The following is a 19,952-nucleotide window of genomic DNA, read 5'->3' as shown; positions in this document are numbered from 1 at the left end:
GCTTTTTATTTCAGGGTGTAAATGTAGAAAAAAAAATTTTTTTTAGGTTTAAAATCTTTTAGTAAAATTTTTTTTTATTAATTTTGGTATAGTATTAATTATAAACAAAAAAAATATGGCATCAACATCAGAAACTGGACACGCTAAAAATGTAGCAAATTTCCAACAACTTATTTCATTTGTAACAGGTTACGGTGCAATCTACAACCCATCTAAAAACGCTCTCAAACTCTCACAACTCTCGGCATTACTTACTGCTTCTCAAACAGCATTAGCTGATGTTGTTACCGAAAACACGGTATTCAACAACAAAGTGAACGAAAGGGCTATCGCTTTCATCAACCTCAAATCTCTTTCAACAAGAGTAATCAATGCTTTACAAACTACCGATGCACCCACCCAAAAAGTGGCAGACGCAAAAGGCTTTAATAAAAAAATGCAGGGTACAACCGCAAAGACTAAAGAAACAATGAACGACCCAAACAATCCAGCTCCAAAAAGCATTTCAACTAGTCAACAATCTTATGATAAACAAATCCAACATTTAGCGGGTATCATTTCTATTTTACAATCTGAACCAAGTTATGCTCCAAACGAAAATGATTTGAAAGTTGCAACTTTAATCGCAAAACAAAATGACCTAACTGCTAAAAATATAGCTGTTAATATAGCATATACCAATGTAAGCAATTCTCGCATTGCTAGAAATACGGCTCTTTATAGTACGGATACTGGTTTGTGCAACATTGCCTTAGAAGTAAAAAAATACGTTAAATCAGTATTTGGAACAACAAGCCCACAATACAAACAAATAAGCGGTCTGAAGTTTACAAAAATCAAAGCCTAAAAGCAATAAATAATTTAAGTTAGCACCAACTTAAGGTACAATATTCCTAACTTAAGGTATGATACTCCTAACTTAAGGTATGATATTCCTAACTTAAGGTATGATATTCCTAACTTAAGGTATGATATTCCTAACTTAAGGTATGATATTCCTAACTTAAGGTATGATATTCCTAACTTAAGGTACAATATTCCTAACTTAAGGTATGATATTCCTAACTTAAGGTATGATACTCCTAACTTAAAGTATGATATTCCTAACTTAAGGTATGATATTCCTAACTTAAGGTATGATACTCCTAACTTAAGGTATGATATTCCTAACTTAAGGTATGATATTCCTAACTTAAGGTATGATATTCCTAACTTAAGGTATGATATTCCTAACTTAAGGTATGATACTCCTAACTGAAAAACAGAAGCAATCAACTAATAAAAATGGAGGCATAATATACTAATTTGAATCAATCATCTTTGTCAAAGTTTTAAACTTTGACAAAGATTAAGTGCAATTATCACTATATTACGATTAACAAAACGATATTGATTAAGTAGAGTTTAAATATACAAAAAAATAATTTTTAGTTCCATTTTTTTACTATTTTTGAAAAATATTTAACAACAGTTTTTTTTACAGACTGCTGTAGTGCGACAGTTTCGTGCGACAGAAAAACAAAAGAATTAACAGAATTATAAAAATGAAAATCCCAAATAAAGACAACAAATTCCCATTAGAAAATTATGATAAACTTTGTTTTTTGAAAAACATAATTAAAAACCCGAATATTATAATCGGAGATTATACTTATTATGACGATTTTGAAAACGTAACTAATTTTGAGAAAAATGTTAAATATCATTTTGAGTTTATTGGAGATAAATTAATAATTGGAAAATTTTGTATGATTGCTTCTGACGTAAAATTTATAATGAATGGTGCAAATCACTTAACAAAATCAATAAGTTCATTTCCTTTTGCAATTTTTGGAGAAGATTGGGAAAATGCAATGGATGGAAAAAACTACCCAACAAAAGGGAATACAGAAATTGGAAATGATGTTTGGATTGGATTTAATTCGACAATAATGCCAGGAATAAAAATTGGAGATGGAGCAATAATTGCGACCAATTCTACAGTAACCAAAAATGTAGAACCATATTCAATTGTTGGTGGAAATCCAGCAAAGGAAATTAAAAAAAGATTTACAAAAGAACAAATTGAAAAGTTGTTAGAAATAAAATGGTGGAATTGGAATATAGAAAAAATAACTGAAAACATTCAAAATTTAACAAGTGAAAATATAGATTATTTGAAATTTTAATAAATAAAAAAGATGATTATAAAGCAACTAATCCTCCCTTGCAACTGCAAACCTAGCAATGTATTGAAATTCAACAAGTGTCTTTAAAAAATAAAATTAGTGAAGTAAAGCAATCCATTCATTGCCTTACGGGTTTATCGAAAAATTTTTAAATAGCATTTTATGAGGATTTAGTAACCACTTTTTTTGAAGTCTTTAGCAGATTATTTGAATATGATGTATGGTAAAATGCACAAAGAATAATTTTTAGTTCCATTTTTTTTTACTATTTTTGAGAAACATTTAACAACAGTTTTTTTTACAGACTGATATTATGCGATTCCTTCAAACAAAAAAACGTTATAAATGAGAAAAAACAGCAGAAAAATTCATTATACGGCGGGATTAATAAGTATAATAATGCTACCGATTTTGTGTATTTTATATTTAAAAAACATCAACGCATTCAAACAATATAGCTCAATTGACATACATATTTGGGACGGAAAAGAATATCATAAAGAAATTACAACGTTTCTAAAATCAAAAAAAATTTATCATGTAAATTTGACAGGTGATAATAAAACAGACAAAATCAAATTAAATAATGCCGAAAAAACGATAAATAAGTTAATTATTTCAAACGACTCATTAATTGGTGTTAAATTTCATTTTGAAAAAAAATCTGAATATTGGACTTTTATCAGAGTTTTAGAAATTTTAGCTATTGAAAAAGCTGAATTTTATTTGCTATATAAAAATGATATTTGGTTTGCAAATCCAAGTAAACCAAAACCAAATAAAAATCCAATTAGAATGATGACTTGTAGTTATAGACCAATACACATAAACCGAAATGAACGAGAAAATCAATTGCTTAATATAGAAGAAATTGAAAAAAAATATTATTTACCAATAATTGCTTATTTGTTATTGATATTTTTTACATTTAAAAATTATTATAAGTAAAAGGCAATTTCACAAAAACCTAGAGTTCCCTTGCAACTGCAAACCTAGCAATGAAATGAAATTACGGAATTCCAATACAAATAAATACATAATGAAATAAGCTCGGGTTGAATCTAGCACCAATTCCTTTCATGCCTCTTATGGATTTATCAAAATGATATTAATGATTTTTTAAGAAAAAATTGTTTTTTGTAAATAAATTTGAAATAAATAATAAAACGCTTGTCTATTTTTTGAAGTACAACTTAATGCTAGTTCCTTGATTTTCAATACTTTGAATAGAAATGTCAATTTGAAGTAAGTCGCATATTTTTTTTACAATTGAAAGTCCCAATCCACTACCTTTAATATCTGGATTTTCAATGGCATTTGATCTAAAAAAGGGTTGGAATATTTTTTCTAAATCTTCTGATTTGATGCCAATACCATTATCTTCAATAGTCAATATATGAAAAAAGGGTGTTTCTTGAACTGAAATTTGGATTACAGATTTTGTTTTGGAATATTTAATCGCATTAGACAAAATGTTATTGATACAAATGGCTACCCAATATTTGTCCGAAAAGATTTCAAAATCATGTTCCAAAAGTGATATTACTTTAAGTTCTTTTTCATTAATTTTCTTTTGATGCCTAGACAGATACTCGCTGACAACAGCATTAATATGAAATAGTTGATTGTCAATTTGTTGTAAACCGTTTTCGACACGAGCCAAAAATAATAACTCTGTAATCAACTCATTTAAACGGTCTATTTCGCTTATCGAAAAAATAATTTTCTCTTCATACTCCTTTTGCGACCTAGGTTTTCTTACTAAAACTTCCAAAGTACCTTTGATAATAGTAAGAGGCGTTCTCAATTCATGAGAAGCATCCGAGGTAAACTGTTTTTCTCTGACAATGGCATTTTCTATTCTATCTAATAAATCGTTAATTGTATGAGATAAAATATACAATTCGTCTTTATTATCTGGTAATTTAATTCTTTTGTGCAAATTATCCTTGGTAATTTCTTTTGATGTATCGATGATGGTTTGTACGGGTTTAATACTTTTACCCGTAATAAATCGGGCTATGAAAAATAAAAGTATCAAAATTAATGGATAAGCCAAAATTAATATTTGCGACAGGTTTTGAAGTACCATCAGAGCCTCTTCTAACGACATGGCTACTAACAAATAACCCATTTTTTGATTTTTGTTATAAATAGGAACCTGAATTTGCCTGATTTTTTTGCTAGCTAATTGTGTGTTAAATAATTGATTTTCAGTATATTTGCTGTTAAACTGAAGTTCAATCCGATTCAAATTTGGAGATTTTTCAACAACTATTTTATTGCTATTCATAAACTGTACAAATACTGGATTTACAGCCACAGTATTGTGTTCTCGTTCTAGCCATTCGTTGTGGTGCAACAGTCGAATTTGTCCATTTTTGATTTCGATTTCAGACAAATGTTTGCTTACTTCGCTTTCAATATCTTGATTTACATGATTGTAAACACTCATGCTTACGGTGTAATATATTACAAAAAATACGGCAAATATTAATAAAGCCGTAGAGAGAATGTAGTAAAATGCCATTCTGTTTTTGTATGAAAATCTAAACATCATCATGAAATTTCGTTTGCAATATAGCCAATGCCTCTAATGGTTTTTATGTAATCTAAATCTTTTTTTAGATTTAATTTTTTGCGAATAGCATTAATAAAAACATCAATAACCCCCGAGTCATAATCAAAATGGATGTCCCAAACATCTTCAATAATTTGAGCTCTAGTACACACTTTGCCTTTGTTTTTTATTAAATAAGCCAACAATGAAAATTCTTTTTGTGTAAGCAAAACTTCTATTTTATTGTTAAATACACGGTATTCTTTCAAATCTATTTCTATGTTTCCTAACGTTAGTTTGGTATCAAAATCAACATTTTTAAGTTGTATTTTGATTCGCAATAGTAACTCTTCAAACGAAAAAGGTTTTTTGATGTAATCATTTGCACCTGCTTTTAGCCCGTCTATTGTTTCTGATAAAGTGTCTTTTGCTGTCAAAAAAATGATGGGTATATCATGGTTTATCAATCGAATAGCGTTGCAAACATCTAGTCCTAACATTTTGGGCAACATCCAATCCAATAGCACCAAATGGGGATTTTCTTGTTTGAATAAAGCCAAGCCTTCCAATCCATCGTTGGCAATGATGACATGGTATTGCTCTTCCTCCAATCCTTGTTGGAGGAAGTTTGCAATTGCCAATTCATCTTCAATAATTAATATTTTAACCAAAATTTATTTGTTAATCTGTTGTAAATTTAAAAGCTATCGTAGCAATATTGGCAGTCAAACCATCGTTTCGGGAATAATGATTGAATCTAAAATCAATATTTTTTATACCTAAACCAAATATTTTTGTACTTGCAAAAAGGTCTGTATAATCAAAACCTATGCCATATTGGTTAGCTTGAAACGTGGACAAATCATAATCGGACGTATAATAAGTTTCAGTTGAAAGATGTTTTTCAAATGGAGCAAAATATTTAGATTGATTTTGTGTATAAAAACGATACATGGGATAAATAGTAAAAGCATCTGTAAGTTTTATAGGTAATTCTGCAGAAAAAGTATGTGCTTTTATATCCCAATCGTCTTGATAATAACGGTAATAGGTTTTGAAAATGAATTTTTCGTTGATATAATAATTCAATCGCATGCCCATAGGCAGTTTGAAACGTGTGTTTGGCAATCGTTCAATGTCGTCTGCTAGTCTATAAACCCCAGTATTACTTGATGATTCATAAACCGGTATAAAACTTTTATTTCCAATATAGAAATTAGCTTTATCTGCAAAATAAATTCTTTGGTATGGAGTTGATAACATACCTTCTTGTTTTAAGATATCAAAAAAGACTGAAAATTGTAAGTTTTTAGTAACTACTTGCGAAAAACTAAACATAGACGCAAATGAATTTCTGCCCGTTGAGTCCCAAACTTTAAACTTTGAAGGCAGGTAAGCCGTTGTAGCCACGCCATTTTGATTATATACTGTTATTCCATTAAAATAACCATTAACATAAAAACCACTTCCATATTTTCCATATTCGCTCAATTCTGTAGCATATATAGGTCTCCAATTGTTAAATAAGCATTGGCTTTTACAGAAATTTCCGAATTTTTATTATTAAATAATCTTGTAACACCAGCACCAAATCCTGTAGAGCTATAATCATATTCGCTAGAAACAGAAGCATCTACATTCCAAATAAAATTTCGGTTGTCTGTTGAATGACTATAACTTGCTGATAACGAGATTAATTGATCGCTTTTTGAAGCTCCAGACGAAGCTTGCCATGGAGTACCTATTGGGGTAGTTGTACCATTATTATTGTCTAATCGGTCATCATCACCTCCAGCTCCAGATGCTCCCGTTTTATTAAACGGATTGATATTACTAGACGACGCCGAGGTATAGGCGGATAATCCTGCATCTACCGTCAATATATCGTCTGTATTCAATGGAATTGCAATGACAATATTGGAAGCAATGTCGGTTAATTTTTCTGAACCAATCCCTCCACTTACTGCAGAATGAGAGCCGTCTTGTGAATAATAACTGGATATAAAATCAACTTCTGTATTTTCTAAAACTTTCTTTTTGAATACAATGGTACTGTCTTTTTGTTGTGCATGCATCATAAGGCTCATAAAAAAAGCCGATAATGCCAATAATTGAATCTTCATTTTTGTAGTTTTAATATCTTTTACCATTTAGTTACATCCGCAGCCTCCGCCTGATTTTCCGCCATTTGCTCCTGCCGCAGCTTCTCTATATATTTGAAATGCGGTTTCGTGTTTTTCTACTTTACGTGCAGAAAGTTTCATTTCTGGATCGTTAATTTTCGCTTTTTCGTATTCTTTTACACTGGTACACGACTGTAAAAATATTCCAGATAAACATAAAATTACTAATTTTTTCATTCTTTAAGGTCTATTTATTTATAATTCAAACTCATTTTTTCAATATTAATCCCTTTAGACGCATGGATTTTGCCTAAATCGTCCACAACAATACACTCAACCCCTTTTAGCTGATTGACCAAATCGATGCCAGCCTCAACTCCAAATAGAAAAACTCCTTTTGCTAATCCGTCGGCAATTTCGGTTTCTTTTGCAAAAATCGTTACACTTACAATACCCTGTGCAGGCCATCCCGTTTTTGGATTGATGATGTGGCTGTATCTTTTCCCATTAAAAACCACATATTTTTCGTACGTTCCAGAGGTTTCTACCGAGGCATCTACCAACGGAAAAGTGGCAAATACTTTGTTTTTATTCATCGGATTAATGATACCAACAGTCCAGGGTTCGCCATTAGGTTGTTTGCCCCAAGCCGCAATATCGCCAGATACATTTGCAATTCCTGACAAACATCCCTTTTTTTTCAATAATTGTTTAATTTTATCGGCTATAAACCCTTGTCCAATGCCTCCTAAACCAAGTTTCATTCCTTTATCCTTTAAAAAAATAGTTTTCTCGGTTTCATTTAAAATTATTTTTTGATACCCTATTTTGGCAACAGATTTTTTTATGGCTTCATCAGAGGGCAGTGCGGTCATCGAGCCATCATATTTCCAAATTTTATCCATCGATGCATACGAAATGTCAAAAGCTCCATTGGTAAGTTTGGATACTTTGATGGCACGTTTGACCAATTCAAAAACTTCTTCATCAACCTTAATAGGTTGAATACCAGCATTTTGATTTACTAGTGAAATTTGAGTAGTTGGTATCCAATCCGAAATTAAAAGTTCAATTCGCCTTACTTCGGCAATGGCCTCATCTATATACCGATGCCCTTCTAAACTGTCTTTTGCTACAACAGTCATTTCAAATGGACTCGTTAGCATGGTTAGTTTTCTACGAACAATGATTTGACTAAAACTATTAAAAGTGATTGTTAAAATTAAAAAAACAATTATATTTTTCATTTATTTTTCAAATTTATGAATGTTTTCTAAAAATGGAGCGGCATCCATTTTTTGATACCCCGTCATGCCCAACACTTTTCCTGTTTTATCTAAAAGTACAACTAAAGGAAAATTTCCGTCTTTGTTGTATTTTTCGGCCAATTTGTTGTTGTTTTCCGTTACTTCAGCGGGTAACTGATTGGCTTTTTTCTTTGGAAAATCGGCTTTTAATAGTACCCAACTTTTATCGGCTTCCTTTTTGAATTCGTTCGATTGCCAAATATTTTTATCTAATTTTATGCATGGCCCACACCAATCACTTCCAGAAAAGACTAATAAAATATTTTTATTTTCAGCAATAGCTTGTTTTTTTGCCTCTTCAAAATTGGTTTTCCAAGTTTGCGAAATACCTATTTGTCCTAATAATAGGAATGTGATTACAACTATTTTTTTCATTTTTAAAAAAGTATTGATTTATATGTCAAATATAACTGTTATTTCATGATATTATTTTGACAACGCCTATTTTTTAAGTGAATTTTAAGAAAGCAATTTTCTAACGATTTCTAGTTTACTTTGATAAAAAATGAATATTTTTGTAGCAAATTAAAAAATGTATGTTCGATTTAAAAAAATTAGCCCCATTTATCAATTTGAGTATATTGTATGTCATCATGTCTTTCTTATTAAGAATAATATTGATTTTTCATCCAATAACGCAATCAAAATTTCAAATAATAGAAACATTTACCCTGCTTTTCTGGGGTTTATGTTCTGATGTTGCAGTTTCTATTGTAGGAATTTTCTTTTTATGGTTGTATTTAATTTTTATTTCGAACTCAAAATATTACAAACCATTCGGTTACATCGTTTTTTTCTTATTGGTTTTGTTACTCATTTATGTTACTTTTTTTAATACTATTCTTAATGAATATGGTGGCGTTTTGCCAGAAATTGGAATTACTTTTGTTGCCATAAAAACCATTTTTTTTGGTTTAATGTTGTGGCTTCCAAAATACAGATCTCAATTAAGGTATTGGTTATTTAGTTTTGTGATTTTTTTATATGTATTAATTATTTTACAAAACACTATCAGCGAATACTTTTTTTGGAATGAATTTGGTGTAAGATACAACTTTATTGCGGTGGATTATCTGGTATATACTAACGAAGTTATAGGGAATATCATGCAATCTTATCCTGTTGTGCCAATTTTTTCATTGTTATTTGTTATTGTTGGTTTTATTTCTTATTTTATCATTAAAAAATCTAAAATTTACATAGAACAAATTCCAACATTTTCAGAAAAAATAAAAATTACGGCCCTTTACTTTACTTTATTTGCCTTGGCATTGTGGATAATTCCCATTTTATCCAACAAAGAAAATGCTCAAAATATATTTGTAAATGAACTACAATCCAATGGGGTTTACAAATTTTATAAAGCATTTAGAAATAGTGAATTGGATTATTTTAAGTTTTATAAAACGATACCAAATGAAGAAGCATTTGCTATTTTAAAAAATCAAATACCTGATATTCAGCAAGATAATACCACTCGTATGCTGCATGATAATGTACCAGAATTGCATAAAAATGTAGTTTTGATTACGATTGAAAGTTTGAGTGCCGACTTTATGAAATGTTATGGAAACGATCAAAACATTACCCCATTTTTAGATAGTTTGGCTACACAAAGCATGCAATTTACCAATTTATATGCTGTTGGAAATAGAACCGTTAGAGGGCTTGAGGCCGTTACGCTTTGTTTTCCACCCACAGCAGGCGAAAGTGTGGTAAAACGCAAAGACAACAAAAATAAATTTGCCACAGGCTTTGTATTCCAATCAAAAGGCTATCAAACTAAGTATTTATATGGTGGTGATGCTTATTTTGATAATATGAAAGATTTTTTTGAAGGAAATAATTATCATATTGTTGATAAAAATTCATTGAAGCCAGAGGCCATTACATTTTCCAACGTATGGGGGGTGTGCGACGAAGACATGGCCCGTAAAGCCATAGAAGTAATGAATGCGGAAGCCAAAACAGGAAAACCATTCTTTAACCATTGGATGACTGTAAGTAATCACCGCCCTTTTACATATCCAAATGGTAAAATTGATATACCAAGTAACTCCAAATCACGAGAAGGTGGCGTAAAATATACAGATTTTGCATTAAAACAATTTTTTAAAATGGCTCAAAAACAACCGTGGTTTAAAGAAACCGTTTTTGTGATTTTAGCCGATCATTGTGCTTCGAGTTCTGGTAAAACAGAATTGCCGCTTGATAAATACCGAATTCCAGCCATGATTTACGCACCGGATTTTGTTGCCCCTCAAAATATCAATATTTTGATGTCCCAAATTGATGTTATGCCAACATTATTTGGTCTTTTACATTTTAATTATAAAAGTAAATTTTATGGACAAGATGTTTTAAAATCCAGTTACAAACCTCGTGCATTTATTGCTACTTATCAAAATTTAGGTTTAATTAAAGACAATAAGCTAACGATAATAGCTCCAAAACAACAAGTTAAACAATACGATTTGCACGTGCAATACAACAAAAATTTGAGTAACGATTTTCAATTGATGTATGAGCAATTACCAATGACCAAACCCCGTTTGGATTTAGAAAAAGAAACCATTTCATATTACCAAACAGCATCGTTATTGTTGAAAAATAAACAATATGATTCTCATAAATAAGTAAAATGATTTGAATGTAACCATCATTAGTTACAATATAAAAATTAATTTACATATATAAAATTATAATTAATATTTATATATGTAAATATTTTTTTAATCTAATGTTTGTCAATTGGTTTCATAAAACTCAATACGATATATCCCAGCAAAAAGAAAACGGCCAATATAAATATAGAATTTCGCATGGATTCGGTTATGGCACCCACTAAACCAAAGATAAAGGTTCCTAAAACAATGGCTAATTTTTCGGTTACATCAAAAAAAGAAAAATAAGTTGTATGGTCTTCTGTATGAGGTAACAGTTTGGAATAAGTAGATCTAGACAAAGATTGTATGGCACCCAAAACCATTCCTATCATGGCACCCAGAGCATAAAATTGTATATTGATATACTTGTTTCGAGCATCTAATAAATATGCCGCAAAACATATCAACCCCCAAATGGCAATTGTCAGTTTTAATGTTTTGATATTACCAATATTTTCTGAAATCCTAGAAAATAAAAAGGCACCAAAAATAGCTACAATTTGTATTAATAAAATAGTGATTATCAACTTGCTAGTATCTATTCCAAGTTCCTTTTTGCCATAAATTCCTGCTAATAAAATAATGGTTTGCACGCCAATACTGTATAAGAAAAAAGCTATTAAATACTGCTTTAAAGCAGGATGGTTTTTCAAATTCATTAATATTATTTTCAATTCTCTAATGCCTTTGAAGATAAAATCTTTTTCAGGTTTTTTTTGAAAAACATTGTTTGGCAAATAATAAAAAGTAATTTGAGCAAAGCTAATCCACCAAATTCCAACAGACAAAAAAGAGATGCGAGAGGGTAGGGTAGGGTCTGTAATGCCATACCACTCGGGGTGCAAAACCATAGTCAAATTAAAACTCAACAATAAAACAGAACCCGTATAACCAAACATAAATCCTTTGGCACTTACTCTATCGTGGTCCTCGGGTGGGGCAATTTCGGGCAAATAGGAGTTATAAAACACAATGCTTCCCCAAAATCCAATACTTGCCAAAATGGTAAATACTATTCCAATCCATACTGTACTTTGTCCTTCAAAAAAATACAAACACATAACAGACAAAGAACCTAAATAACAAAAAAATTGAAGAAATCTTTTTTTGTTCCCAGTATAATCAGCAATACCAGATAGAATAGGTGATAAAAACGCGACAACTAAAAAGGAAAATGATAAACTGTATGAAAGTAAAGTGGTATTGTGAAATGAAATACCACAAAAAATGACCATTCCGTTGTTTTGACTAGTAACAGATTCGTAATATATAGGAAAAACAGCGGTGGCAATTACTAAACTATACACAGAATTGGCCCAATCATAGATGGCCCAGGCGTTAATTAATTTTTTGTCGCCTTTATGTAAATTTTCCATTTTATTTGTATTTATAGAAGTGGGCTAAAATAATAATTTACTCGATATAAATTCAAAAAATAAGTATTTTTGTTTATTTTTATTAGATTTTAATAAAAATTTAGGATTTTTCTTCAAAAATACCATCTACAACTTTTTTTAATCCTTTGGCCATCAACCACATAGATATACCGCAGCATAAAATCCCTAATCCAAGAATGAGGTAATGCCAAGGGTTTTGCTTGTTCATTAAGGCATTATAAATCATGAATGGGCCAATAAAAAAAAGCGGCAGTGCCCCAGATAAATATTGTATGCCTTTTGAGAGTAGTTTTTTATTAATTGCCATGATTTTTTTTGAAATATTGAATTGCTTTTCTAACGCTTCCTTGTTGTGCTAATAAAGTGGCAGCAGCAGTATAGGAAAGCGTGGTTTCTTCCATTATCATTTTGGTGCCTCTGTCTATTAACTTGTTGTTTGTCAGTTGCATATCAACCATTTTGTTTCCTACAACCCTGCCCAATCGAATCATACTTGCTGTCGATATCATGTTGAGTACTAGTTTTTGAGCAGTACCCGCTTTCAATCGGGAACTACCCGTTACAAATTCGGGGCCCACAATAACTTCTATTGGAAATTGTGCCACTTGAGACAGCGGACTATTGGCATTGCAAGCAATACTTCCTGTAATAATGTGGTTTTCGTTGCATTTTTTCAAACCTTCAATAACATAAGGTGTTGTGCCAGAAGCAGCAATACCAATGACCACATCATTTTCATTAATTTTGAACAACATTAAATCTTCCCATGCTTGGGTGGTGCTGTCTTCGGCATTTTCTACAGCCTTTCTAATGGCTTTATCGCCACCAGCAATAATACCATGTACCATATCAAAAGGCACTCCAAATGTGGGCGGACACTCCGAAGCATCTACAATACCTAGCCTGCCCGAAGTTCCTGCACCAATATAAAACAACCTGCCCCCGTTTTGCAATTTGTCCACAACTTGATGGATTAATTTTTCGATTTGTGGTAAAGATTGTGCAACGGCCAAAGGTACAGTTTGATCTTCTTTATTCATATTGGCAAGCAAATCCTGAACACTCATTTGTTCTAAATGATTGTATTTTGATGTTTGTTCTGTAATTTTATTGAAATCCATATTGATAATAGATAGGTGTTGTAAAAAATCATTTTTTAGATAAAAAAACCTAAACCAATTCCTAAAATTATCATAGTAATTTTAGCAATGTTAAATTTATGTCCTTCGCTACTTTCAAAAATAATAGTTGATGAAATATGAAATAAAATCCCTATAACTATGGCGGTTAATGGCATTTGTAATTGTTGTAAAAGTAGGATGTAGGCAGATAAAAAAGTACCTAACGGGGTCATGATAGCAAAAACAATCATAAAAATAAAAATAGCCCTTTGATTTAATTGTGCTTGTGCAAAAAAAGTTGTCAAAATAATAGCTATTGGCAAATGATGAATGGCAATGCCTATGGCCAAATCTGGCGATTTTTGAATTGGAAATCCTTCTAAAAGGGCATGAATACACAAACTAACAAAAAGCAACCAAGGGATGTTATCTATCGTTTGATGGCCATGAACATGCCCGTGTTCAGCTCCTTTTGAAAAAAATTCTAAAATGATTTGAAACAATATCCCCATCATAATCCATAAACCTGCGTGGCCTTCGTGCTGTTCATAAACTTCTGGTAGCAAGTGCATTACAGTTATAGAAAGCAAAAAGGAACCAGAAAATGCCAATAACAGTTTAAGGTTTTTCTTGTTTTTTGGTTTCAAAAATAAAGCTACCAAATAGCCAATTATTACTGAAAATAAAGGTAAAATATAATACATTTGCTTTTGGCTTATTTAAAAATCATGATCAGTCTTTGACTTTCGGTTTTATGGTATTTTTTTAGCTTATAATCGCCAAAAATGTCTAATAAATATATTCCTGCTTCTTCCATCATCAATTCAAAATCTGATAAAGTTAATGCAGCTACTTTTTCTACAAAAAAATAAGATTGTCCTTTGTCTTCAAATCGAATTTCTTTATGTATAAATCCTGCTTCAAGATAGCGATGAATGTGAAACGTAATATCGTTCAGAATCTTGGTTTCATGGGCTATCAAATGTTCTACAACATAAGGCACGTTCATAAAATCGATAACCGCAAAACCATATTCGGAAACACTTGATTGTATAGCACGAAGTGTTTTTAAATTATCATTTTTGTTTTCAAAATAACCAAAACTTGTAAATAAATTCAATACGGCATCAAATTTTTCTCCAATAGGTTCTCTCATATCGTGTACCCGAAAATGCAATTGATCATTTTCATTATTTTTTGCAATTTGGATACTGTTTTCTGACAAATCAACTCCTAAAACATCATAACCTAATTGATTCAAATAAACGGCATGGCGGCCTTTGCCACAAGCCAAATCCAACACCTTTGACCCCTCATCCATGTTCAGATATTGGGTTAAATTGTCCATAAAAAAATGAGCTTCTTCATCATTTCGATGTTGGTAAAGAATATGATAATAAGGAGAGTCAAACCACGAGGCAAACCAATCTGGGGTATCCTTTTGCTGCAAGGTATTTGATTTTGATTGTTCAGACATTATTTTAGTTATAATCGATTTATAGCTTGCAAATTTAATGTATTTTTGCACTTGAATTAATTTTTTAGTCTTAAAAAATAATATAAAACAAACAACCTTTTCAAAATGTTGTTTTTAGCAATACAATATGGAAAATTTTAAAATGATTGCCAAAACTTTTTTTGGCTTTGAAGAGATATTGGCAACCGAATTGAAAAATTTAGGTGCTCAAAATGTAGAAGTTGGTATAAGAATGGTAAGTTTTGTTGGAGATAAAGGTTTTATGTATAAAGCAAATCTTTCTTTGAGAACGGCTTTGAAAATTTTAAAACCCATTTACCACTTTAAGGCCAATAACGAACAAGCATTGTATAAAGGCATTTCGAGTATGAATTGGGCCAAATTTTTACATGCCAATCAAACATTTGTTATTGATACCACGGTACATTCTGAATATTTTAACCATTCAGAATTTGTATCGCAAAAATGTAAAGATGCCATTGTGGATCAGTTTAGAGAACGCACAGGACAACGACCAAGCATTGACAAATCGTTTCCCGATTTGAGAATTAATATTCATATAGCCAAAGATCAAGTGTCGGTGGCCTTGGATACTTCAGGACAATCATTGCACCAACGGGGCTATCGAACGGCAACCAACATTGCACCAATCAACGAAGTATTGGCTGCGGGTATTTTGTTGTTATCTGGCTGGAACGGACAATCCGATTTTTTAGATCCTATGTGTGGTTCTGGAACATTTTTGGCAGAGGCCGCAATGATTGCTTGCCAAATTCCAGCAAATATTAATAGAAAAGAGTTTGCTTTTGAAAAATGGAAAGATTGGGATAATGATTTATTTGACGAAATTATGGCTAGTTTATTAAAAAAAACTAAAGAATTTAATTATAATATTGTGGGTTATGACAAAGCTCCAAGTGCTGTATTAAAAGCTAAAGAAAACATAAAAAATGCCAATTTAGACGGATATATTACTGTAGAAAACACCAATTTTTTTGAAACAGAAAAAACAACTAACGCTCCATTACATATTGTATTTAATCCGCCTTATGATGAACGACTGGACATACACATGGAAGAATTTTATAAACAAATAGGCAATACCCTCAAAAAAAATTACCCATCTACAAACGCTTGGTTTATTACAGGAAACCTCGATGCATTAAAACACGTTGGGCTAAAACCTTCTCGAAAAATCAAGTTGTTTAATGCCAGTATCGAATCCAGATTGGTTAAATATGAAATGTATTCGGGTAGCAAAAGAACCAAATTTCAGGAAAAAAATATTTAAAAAATGACAAAATTACAACTCAAAGCATTTGTTTATCAGTTACTTAGCTTTATTTTATTGTTTGGCACGTTTCGTTATGTAGCTTATAACTATTTTCATCAAACGGGAATTTTCATTTCAATTTTGGGCTTTATTTGTGTTACATTATTGGGACCCAAATTTATGGCTACAAAAACCAAAGAAGGCGAAAAATTGTTTATGAAATGGATTTTTTTAAAAGGGCTTCGCGAAATAGGATAATACTATCTTTTAGCACTTAAAAAATAAATCCCCCTAAAAAATAGTTTTATAAAACTAAATTTTAGGGGGATTAAAGTGTTATTTAAAAAAAAGAATTACATCATGCCTGGCATTCCACCGCCCATTGGCATTCCACCAGCAGGAGCATCTTCTTTAATGTCGATCAATGCACATTCTGTAGTTAAGATCATTCCAGCTACCGAAGCGGCATTTTCTAAAGCTACACGAGTTACTTTTTTAGGGTCAATGATTCCTGCTTTTAGCATATCCACATATTCGTCGGTTTTGGCGTTATATCCAAAATCACCTGAGCCTTCGGCCACTTTTGCTACTACTACCGAGCCTTCTAAACCAGCGTTTTCAACAATGGTTCTCAAAGGTGCTTCTACTGCTCGAGATACAATTTGAATACCTGTTGCTTCGTCGGCATTGTCTGCTTTTATATGGCTCAAAACAGCTTTGGCTCTCAACAAGGCAACGCCTCCACCAGCTACAATTCCTTCTTCTACTGCAGCACGTGTGGCATGAAGGGCATCATCTACACGGTCTTTTTTCTCTTTCATTTCTACTTCAGAAGCAGCGCCCACATACAATACCGCCACACCTCCAGCTAATTTAGCCAAACGCTCTTGCAATTTTTCTCGGTCGTAGTCAGAGGTTGTGCTTTCCATTTGACCTTTAATTTGATTCACACGGTTTTTAATGTTATCGGCATCTCCAGCACCGCTCACAATGGTGGTGTTGTCTTTGTCGATACTCACTCTTTTTGCAGTTCCCAACATTTCAATGGTGGTATTTTCTAAGGTATAGCCTCTTTCTTCAGAAATGACTGTACCACCTGTTAAAATGGCAATATCTTCTAGCATGGCTTTTCTTCTATCGCCAAAACCAGGGGCTTTTACGGCAGCAATTTTTAAAGCTCCACGCAATTTATTCACTACCAAGGTAGATAATGCTTCGCCATCTACATCTTCTGCAATAATCAATAAGGGTTTTCCTGATTGTGCAACTGGCTCTAAAACAGGCAACAATTCTTTTAACGACGATACTTTTTTATCATATAATAAAATATAAGGATTGTCTAGTTCGGCCTCCATTTTTTCTGGATTGGTTACAAAGTATGGCGAAAGGTATCCTCTGTCAAACTGCATCCCTTCGACAACATCTACAAATGTGTCTGTTCCTTTAGCTTCTTCTACCGTAATAACACCTTCTTTACCTACTTTTGAAAAAGCAGTTGCAATTAATTCTCCAATAACTTCGTCATTATTGGCAGAAATAGATGCAATTTGTTTGATTTTTTCAGAATCGCTACCCACCACTTTTGCTTGACTTTTCAAATCGGCAACAATAGCTTCAACGGCTTTATCAATACCTCTTTTCAAATCCATTGGATTGGCACCCGCAGCAACGTTTTTCAATCCTTCTTTTACAATGGCTTGTGCTAATACTGTTGCCGTAGTGGTTCCGTCTCCTGCCAAATCATTGGTTTTAGAAGCAACTTCTTTTACCATTTGAGCTCCCATATTTTCTAATGGGTCTTTCAATTCTATTTCCTTGGCCACTGTTACACCATCTTTAGTAACATTTGGACCACCAAATGATTTTCCTATTATTACATTTCGTCCTTTTGGTCCCAAAGTAACTTTTACTGCATTTGCTAACGCATCAACTCCACGTTTTAATCCGTCACGTGCTTCAATATCAAATTTTATATCTTTTGCCATTTTAATTTTTTGTTTAAGGTTAAATGTTTAAAGTTGTTTTTTTTAAGAGTCAAAACTTCTAGCCTGAAGTTATAAACTTATATTATTGCTAAAATATCGTCTTCACGCATGATAAGATAATCTTTACCTTCGTGTTTCAATTCTGTTCCTGCATATTTACCATACAAAACAGTGTCGCCCACTTTTACGGTTAGGGGTTGGTCTTTTTTGCCGTTGCCCACAGCTACTACTGTGCCTTTTTGTGGTTTTTCTTTGGCAGTATCTGGAATAAAAATTCCTGACGCAGTTTGTGTTTCGGCAGCTACAGGTTCTATAAGTACTCTGTCTGCTAATGGTTTAATGTTTTGTGTCATCATTTTTATATTTTAAAATTAATATTTGGTTATGTTTCTTTTTTCAAATCAGAAATTGTGCCAAGTTCAAATTACTGACATTTTAGCATAAAAAAATGCCAACTTGTCAAAATTGGCATTTTTAATCATTTTTTAAAATACTATAAGGTAGCATGTGTTGCCACAAAAAAAATATAAAGTAAATCTAATGAAATGCTTTTATTTGTTTTTTTTGAACTTAAGCTATTTTATGAATTATTTTTTTTCTGTAGCTGGAGCAGGTGCTGCTGGTGCTGCAGGAGTTGTTGGTTTTGGCGCTGCAATTTCTTTTTCATCAATAATTTTTGATGCAGTATCGTTGCCAATAAAACTCAAACTCGACAATAAAATTAAAACGAGCAAAACGGCTCCTAATGTCCAAGTACTTTTATCTAAAAAATCAGTGGTTTTTTGTACTCCACCCAACATTTGAGAACCTCCAATTGACGATGATAATCCGCCACCTTTTGGGTTTTGAACCATAATAACTACGATAAGTAGTAAACAAACAATTGTGATTAAAATTAAAAAAATTGAAAACATAATGATATTTATTAATTGTTATTTTGTTGTAAATTTTTAATATCCAAAATTCGATTTGCAAATAAACTACTTTTTTCTGGATATTTCAAAATTAATATTTCATAAGCTTGAATTGCTTTTAAATATTTTTTCTGTTCAAGGTACACTTTAGCCAACGTTTCGGTCATCAAATGGGTGTTGTTTTCTTCTTTAGGCCTCTGAATATGGGTGATGGCGGTGGTTTTGTCTATTTGAGGTATCTTTGGACTTGTTTCAATAAATTTGTCAATTAAGGCCAATTTTTTTCTTCTAATTGGGTCTAAAGGCACCTCTTTTTGGCTGTTTTCTGGCTTTTCGTCTCGTGTTATGGGCTGAAATTTCGCTAGTTCGAGCCATTCTTGAAACGAATGTTTCTCGTTTTTTGAAAATGGCAACGGTTTTCCAATTTCTAATTTTTCCTCTAAAGGCGACGATAACCCGTTTTTTTCAGAAATGTTGATGGAATCGATTATGGATTGTTCGGCTTTTGAAAATGTAGGATTAACGGTTGTTAATGGTATGTCGTTTACCACATCGGCATCGGTTTTTTCTGTAATTTCAAAATCGGCTGCGGCTGCAATAATTGGTTCATTGGCTGCTGTTTTTACCTCTTCAACTGCTTGAGGTTGCTCAACTGTTGGTATTGATTTTGCATCTGTTTTTTCTGATAAATTTATTTGCGAAGCTTTTACAAAATCAGAGGATGTAATAAAATCAAACAACACACTTCTGTCTGTGGTGTGGGCCGCTGTAACTTTAAGAGCAAAATTGTATTTAAAACTATTTTGATTATACAAAGCTTTAAGCCTCAAGGCTCTAGCACTTTGAAGGTAAGGAAAATCGTCTAGTATTTTACCCAATAAATCAATATGCTCTTCGGCAATGGCATCGGGTTGGTTAATCAATGTTGTAAATTCTGTTAAGGTCATTTTTTATTTTTGTA

Annotated in this window: 22 protein-coding genes; 6 read left to right on the top strand and 16 right to left on the bottom strand. The window is 32.0% G+C overall.

The window, feature by feature from the left end; all coding sequences use genetic code 11:
- The first annotated feature begins 115 nt into the window (after positions 1-115).
- From FBFL15_RS09905 to FBFL15_RS09895, 3 genes are all read left to right on the top strand, one after another.
- Positions 116-847 carry a hypothetical protein gene (locus tag FBFL15_RS09905; RefSeq protein WP_014084469.1) on the top strand — a complete coding sequence of 244 codons (732 nt, stop codon included), beginning with the start codon at positions 116-118 and terminating at the stop codon, positions 845-847.
- Positions 848-1,544: 697 nt separating this feature from the next.
- Positions 1,545-2,168: a CatB-related O-acetyltransferase gene (locus tag FBFL15_RS09900; protein ID WP_014084467.1), complete on the top strand. Its 624-nt coding sequence runs from the start codon at positions 1,545-1,547 to the stop codon at positions 2,166-2,168.
- A 345-nt stretch (positions 2,169-2,513) separates the two neighbouring features.
- A complete protein-coding gene (locus FBFL15_RS09895; RefSeq protein ID WP_044032239.1) occupies positions 2,514-3,116 on the top strand; it encodes a hypothetical protein in 603 nt (200 codons plus the stop codon).
- 226 nt (positions 3,117-3,342) lie between these two features.
- Here FBFL15_RS09895 and FBFL15_RS09890 read toward each other — a convergent pair whose 3' ends face one another.
- The 7 genes from FBFL15_RS09890 to FBFL15_RS09865 are packed head-to-tail and all read right to left on the bottom strand — an operon-like array spanning position 3,343 to position 8,533.
- Positions 3,343-4,731: a sensor histidine kinase gene (locus tag FBFL15_RS09890; protein ID WP_014084465.1), complete on the bottom strand. Its 1,389-nt coding sequence runs from the start codon at positions 4,729-4,731 to the stop codon at positions 3,343-3,345.
- The gene (locus FBFL15_RS09885) at positions 4,728-5,399 is read right to left on the bottom strand and encodes a response regulator transcription factor (protein ID WP_014084464.1); all 672 of its coding nucleotides are present in this window, start codon (positions 5,397-5,399) and stop codon (positions 4,728-4,730) included. Before FBFL15_RS09885 ends, FBFL15_RS09890 begins: the two co-directional genes overlap by 4 nt.
- 10 nt (positions 5,400-5,409) lie before the next feature.
- Positions 5,410-6,219, bottom strand: a complete 810-nt coding sequence (locus FBFL15_RS17145; protein ID WP_338030103.1) for a DUF3570 domain-containing protein — start codon at positions 6,217-6,219, stop codon at positions 5,410-5,412.
- Positions 6,216-6,851, bottom strand: a complete 636-nt coding sequence (locus FBFL15_RS17140; protein WP_338030102.1) for a DUF3570 domain-containing protein — start codon at positions 6,849-6,851, stop codon at positions 6,216-6,218. The genes FBFL15_RS17145 and FBFL15_RS17140 overlap by 4 nt, the downstream gene beginning before the upstream one ends.
- 27 nt (positions 6,852-6,878) lie before the next feature.
- On the bottom strand, positions 6,879-7,088 hold the full coding sequence (locus tag FBFL15_RS09875) for a DUF4266 domain-containing protein (protein WP_014084463.1): 210 nt from the start codon (positions 7,086-7,088) through the stop codon (positions 6,879-6,881).
- Between the two features lie 14 nt (positions 7,089-7,102).
- Positions 7,103-8,098: an FAD:protein FMN transferase gene (locus FBFL15_RS09870; protein ID WP_014084462.1), complete on the bottom strand. Its 996-nt coding sequence runs from the start codon at positions 8,096-8,098 to the stop codon at positions 7,103-7,105.
- Complete coding sequence (locus FBFL15_RS09865; RefSeq protein WP_014084461.1) at positions 8,099-8,533, bottom strand: thioredoxin family protein; 435 nt, start codon at positions 8,531-8,533, stop codon at positions 8,099-8,101.
- Positions 8,534-8,694: 161 nt separating this feature from the next.
- On the opposite strand from FBFL15_RS09865, the gene FBFL15_RS09860 reads away from it, so the two are divergent.
- Positions 8,695-10,794: an LTA synthase family protein gene (locus FBFL15_RS09860; protein WP_014084460.1), complete on the top strand. Its 2,100-nt coding sequence runs from the start codon at positions 8,695-8,697 to the stop codon at positions 10,792-10,794.
- Positions 10,795-10,895: 101 nt separating this feature from the next.
- Here FBFL15_RS09860 and FBFL15_RS09855 read toward each other — a convergent pair whose 3' ends face one another.
- The 5 genes from FBFL15_RS09855 to FBFL15_RS09835 form a co-directional block, all read right to left on the bottom strand.
- On the bottom strand, positions 10,896-12,200 hold the full coding sequence (locus tag FBFL15_RS09855; RefSeq protein WP_014084459.1) for an MFS transporter: 1,305 nt from the start codon (positions 12,198-12,200) through the stop codon (positions 10,896-10,898).
- Between the two features lie 100 nt (positions 12,201-12,300).
- Positions 12,301-12,528, bottom strand: a complete 228-nt coding sequence (locus tag FBFL15_RS09850) for a DUF6095 family protein (protein ID WP_014084458.1) — start codon at positions 12,526-12,528, stop codon at positions 12,301-12,303.
- Positions 12,518-13,342 (bottom strand): N-acetylmuramic acid 6-phosphate etherase, encoded by an 825-nt coding sequence (murQ, locus tag FBFL15_RS09845; protein ID WP_014084457.1) that lies wholly within the window; start codon positions 13,340-13,342, stop codon positions 12,518-12,520. Before murQ ends, FBFL15_RS09850 begins: the two co-directional genes overlap by 11 nt.
- Positions 13,343-13,377: 35 nt before the next feature.
- The gene (locus FBFL15_RS09840; RefSeq protein WP_014084456.1) at positions 13,378-14,046 is read right to left on the bottom strand and encodes a ZIP family metal transporter; all 669 of its coding nucleotides are present in this window, start codon (positions 14,044-14,046) and stop codon (positions 13,378-13,380) included.
- Positions 14,047-14,057: 11 nt separating this feature from the next.
- Complete coding sequence (locus FBFL15_RS09835; protein ID WP_014084455.1) at positions 14,058-14,819, bottom strand: class I SAM-dependent methyltransferase; 762 nt, start codon at positions 14,817-14,819, stop codon at positions 14,058-14,060.
- Positions 14,820-14,946: 127 nt separating this feature from the next.
- Here FBFL15_RS09835 and FBFL15_RS09830 point away from each other — a divergent pair, with 127 nt between their 5' ends.
- Together FBFL15_RS09830 and FBFL15_RS09825 are read left to right on the top strand one after the other, a co-directional pair.
- Positions 14,947-16,110 carry a THUMP domain-containing class I SAM-dependent RNA methyltransferase gene (locus tag FBFL15_RS09830; protein WP_014084454.1) on the top strand — a complete coding sequence of 388 codons (1,164 nt, stop codon included), beginning with the start codon at positions 14,947-14,949 and terminating at the stop codon, positions 16,108-16,110.
- A gap of 3 nt (positions 16,111-16,113) precedes the next feature.
- Positions 16,114-16,350, top strand: coding sequence for a hypothetical protein (locus FBFL15_RS09825; protein WP_014084453.1), 237 nt, complete (start codon positions 16,114-16,116; stop codon positions 16,348-16,350).
- 95 nt (positions 16,351-16,445) lie between these two features.
- Here FBFL15_RS09825 and groL read toward each other — a convergent pair whose 3' ends face one another.
- The 4 genes from groL to FBFL15_RS09805 all read right to left on the bottom strand — a co-directional run bounded on the left by groL (position 16,446) and on the right by FBFL15_RS09805 (position 19,938).
- Entirely contained in the window at positions 16,446-18,077 is a 1,632-nt protein-coding gene (gene groL / locus FBFL15_RS09820) for a chaperonin GroEL (protein WP_014084452.1), read from the bottom strand.
- Between the two features lie 77 nt (positions 18,078-18,154).
- Entirely contained in the window at positions 18,155-18,430 is a 276-nt protein-coding gene (locus FBFL15_RS09815) for a co-chaperone GroES (protein ID WP_014084451.1), read from the bottom strand.
- Positions 18,431-18,664: 234 nt separating this feature from the next.
- Entirely contained in the window at positions 18,665-18,997 is a 333-nt protein-coding gene (gene secG / locus FBFL15_RS09810) for a preprotein translocase subunit SecG (RefSeq protein WP_089080435.1), read from the bottom strand.
- Positions 18,998-19,002: 5 nt separating this feature from the next.
- Entirely contained in the window at positions 19,003-19,938 is a 936-nt protein-coding gene (locus FBFL15_RS09805; RefSeq protein WP_014084449.1) for a hypothetical protein, read from the bottom strand.
- Between the last annotated feature and the right edge of the window lie 14 nt (positions 19,939-19,952).

Origin of the sequence: Flavobacterium branchiophilum FL-15 (assembly GCF_000253275.1) — a bacterium.
GTDB classification, from domain to species: domain Bacteria; phylum Bacteroidota; class Bacteroidia; order Flavobacteriales; family Flavobacteriaceae; genus Flavobacterium; species Flavobacterium branchiophilum.
Note: the sequence above shows the minus strand (reverse complement) of the source record. Positions and strands in the feature narration are given on the sequence as shown.

What these genes read in the sequence shown, in the direction of transcription:
- FBFL15_RS09905 (WP_014084469.1), top strand. Translation starts at nt 116, where the DNA reads ATGGCATCAACATCAGAAACTGGACACGCTAAAAATGTAGCAAATTTC.
- FBFL15_RS09900 (WP_014084467.1), top strand. Translation starts at nt 1,545, where the DNA reads ATGAAAATCCCAAATAAAGACAACAAATTCCCATTAGAAAATTATGAT.
- FBFL15_RS09895 (WP_044032239.1), top strand. Translation starts at nt 2,514, where the DNA reads ATGAGAAAAAACAGCAGAAAAATTCATTATACGGCGGGATTAATAAGT.
- FBFL15_RS09890 (WP_014084465.1), bottom strand. Translation starts at nt 4,731, where the DNA reads ATGATGATGTTTAGATTTTCATACAAAAACAGAATGGCATTTTACTAC.
- FBFL15_RS17140 (WP_338030102.1), bottom strand. Translation starts at nt 6,851, where the DNA reads ATGAAGATTCAATTATTGGCATTATCGGCTTTTTTTATGAGCCTTATG.
- FBFL15_RS09875 (WP_014084463.1), bottom strand. Translation starts at nt 7,088, where the DNA reads ATGAAAAAATTAGTAATTTTATGTTTATCTGGAATATTTTTACAGTCG.
- FBFL15_RS09870 (WP_014084462.1), bottom strand. Translation starts at nt 8,098, where the DNA reads ATGAAAAATATAATTGTTTTTTTAATTTTAACAATCACTTTTAATAGT.
- FBFL15_RS09865 (WP_014084461.1), bottom strand. Translation starts at nt 8,533, where the DNA reads ATGAAAAAAATAGTTGTAATCACATTCCTATTATTAGGACAAATAGGT.
- FBFL15_RS09860 (WP_014084460.1), top strand. Translation starts at nt 8,695, where the DNA reads ATGTTCGATTTAAAAAAATTAGCCCCATTTATCAATTTGAGTATATTG.
- FBFL15_RS09855 (WP_014084459.1), bottom strand. Translation starts at nt 12,200, where the DNA reads ATGGAAAATTTACATAAAGGCGACAAAAAATTAATTAACGCCTGGGCC.
- FBFL15_RS09850 (WP_014084458.1), bottom strand. Translation starts at nt 12,528, where the DNA reads ATGGCAATTAATAAAAAACTACTCTCAAAAGGCATACAATATTTATCT.
- murQ (WP_014084457.1), bottom strand. Translation starts at nt 13,342, where the DNA reads ATGGATTTCAATAAAATTACAGAACAAACATCAAAATACAATCATTTA.
- FBFL15_RS09840 (WP_014084456.1), bottom strand. Translation starts at nt 14,046, where the DNA reads ATGTATTATATTTTACCTTTATTTTCAGTAATAATTGGCTATTTGGTA.
- FBFL15_RS09835 (WP_014084455.1), bottom strand. Translation starts at nt 14,819, where the DNA reads ATGTCTGAACAATCAAAATCAAATACCTTGCAGCAAAAGGATACCCCA.
- FBFL15_RS09830 (WP_014084454.1), top strand. Translation starts at nt 14,947, where the DNA reads ATGGAAAATTTTAAAATGATTGCCAAAACTTTTTTTGGCTTTGAAGAG.
- FBFL15_RS09825 (WP_014084453.1), top strand. Translation starts at nt 16,114, where the DNA reads ATGACAAAATTACAACTCAAAGCATTTGTTTATCAGTTACTTAGCTTT.
- groL (WP_014084452.1), bottom strand. Translation starts at nt 18,077, where the DNA reads ATGGCAAAAGATATAAAATTTGATATTGAAGCACGTGACGGATTAAAA.
- FBFL15_RS09815 (WP_014084451.1), bottom strand. Translation starts at nt 18,430, where the DNA reads ATGACACAAAACATTAAACCATTAGCAGACAGAGTACTTATAGAACCT.
- FBFL15_RS09805 (WP_014084449.1), bottom strand. Translation starts at nt 19,938, where the DNA reads ATGACCTTAACAGAATTTACAACATTGATTAACCAACCCGATGCCATT.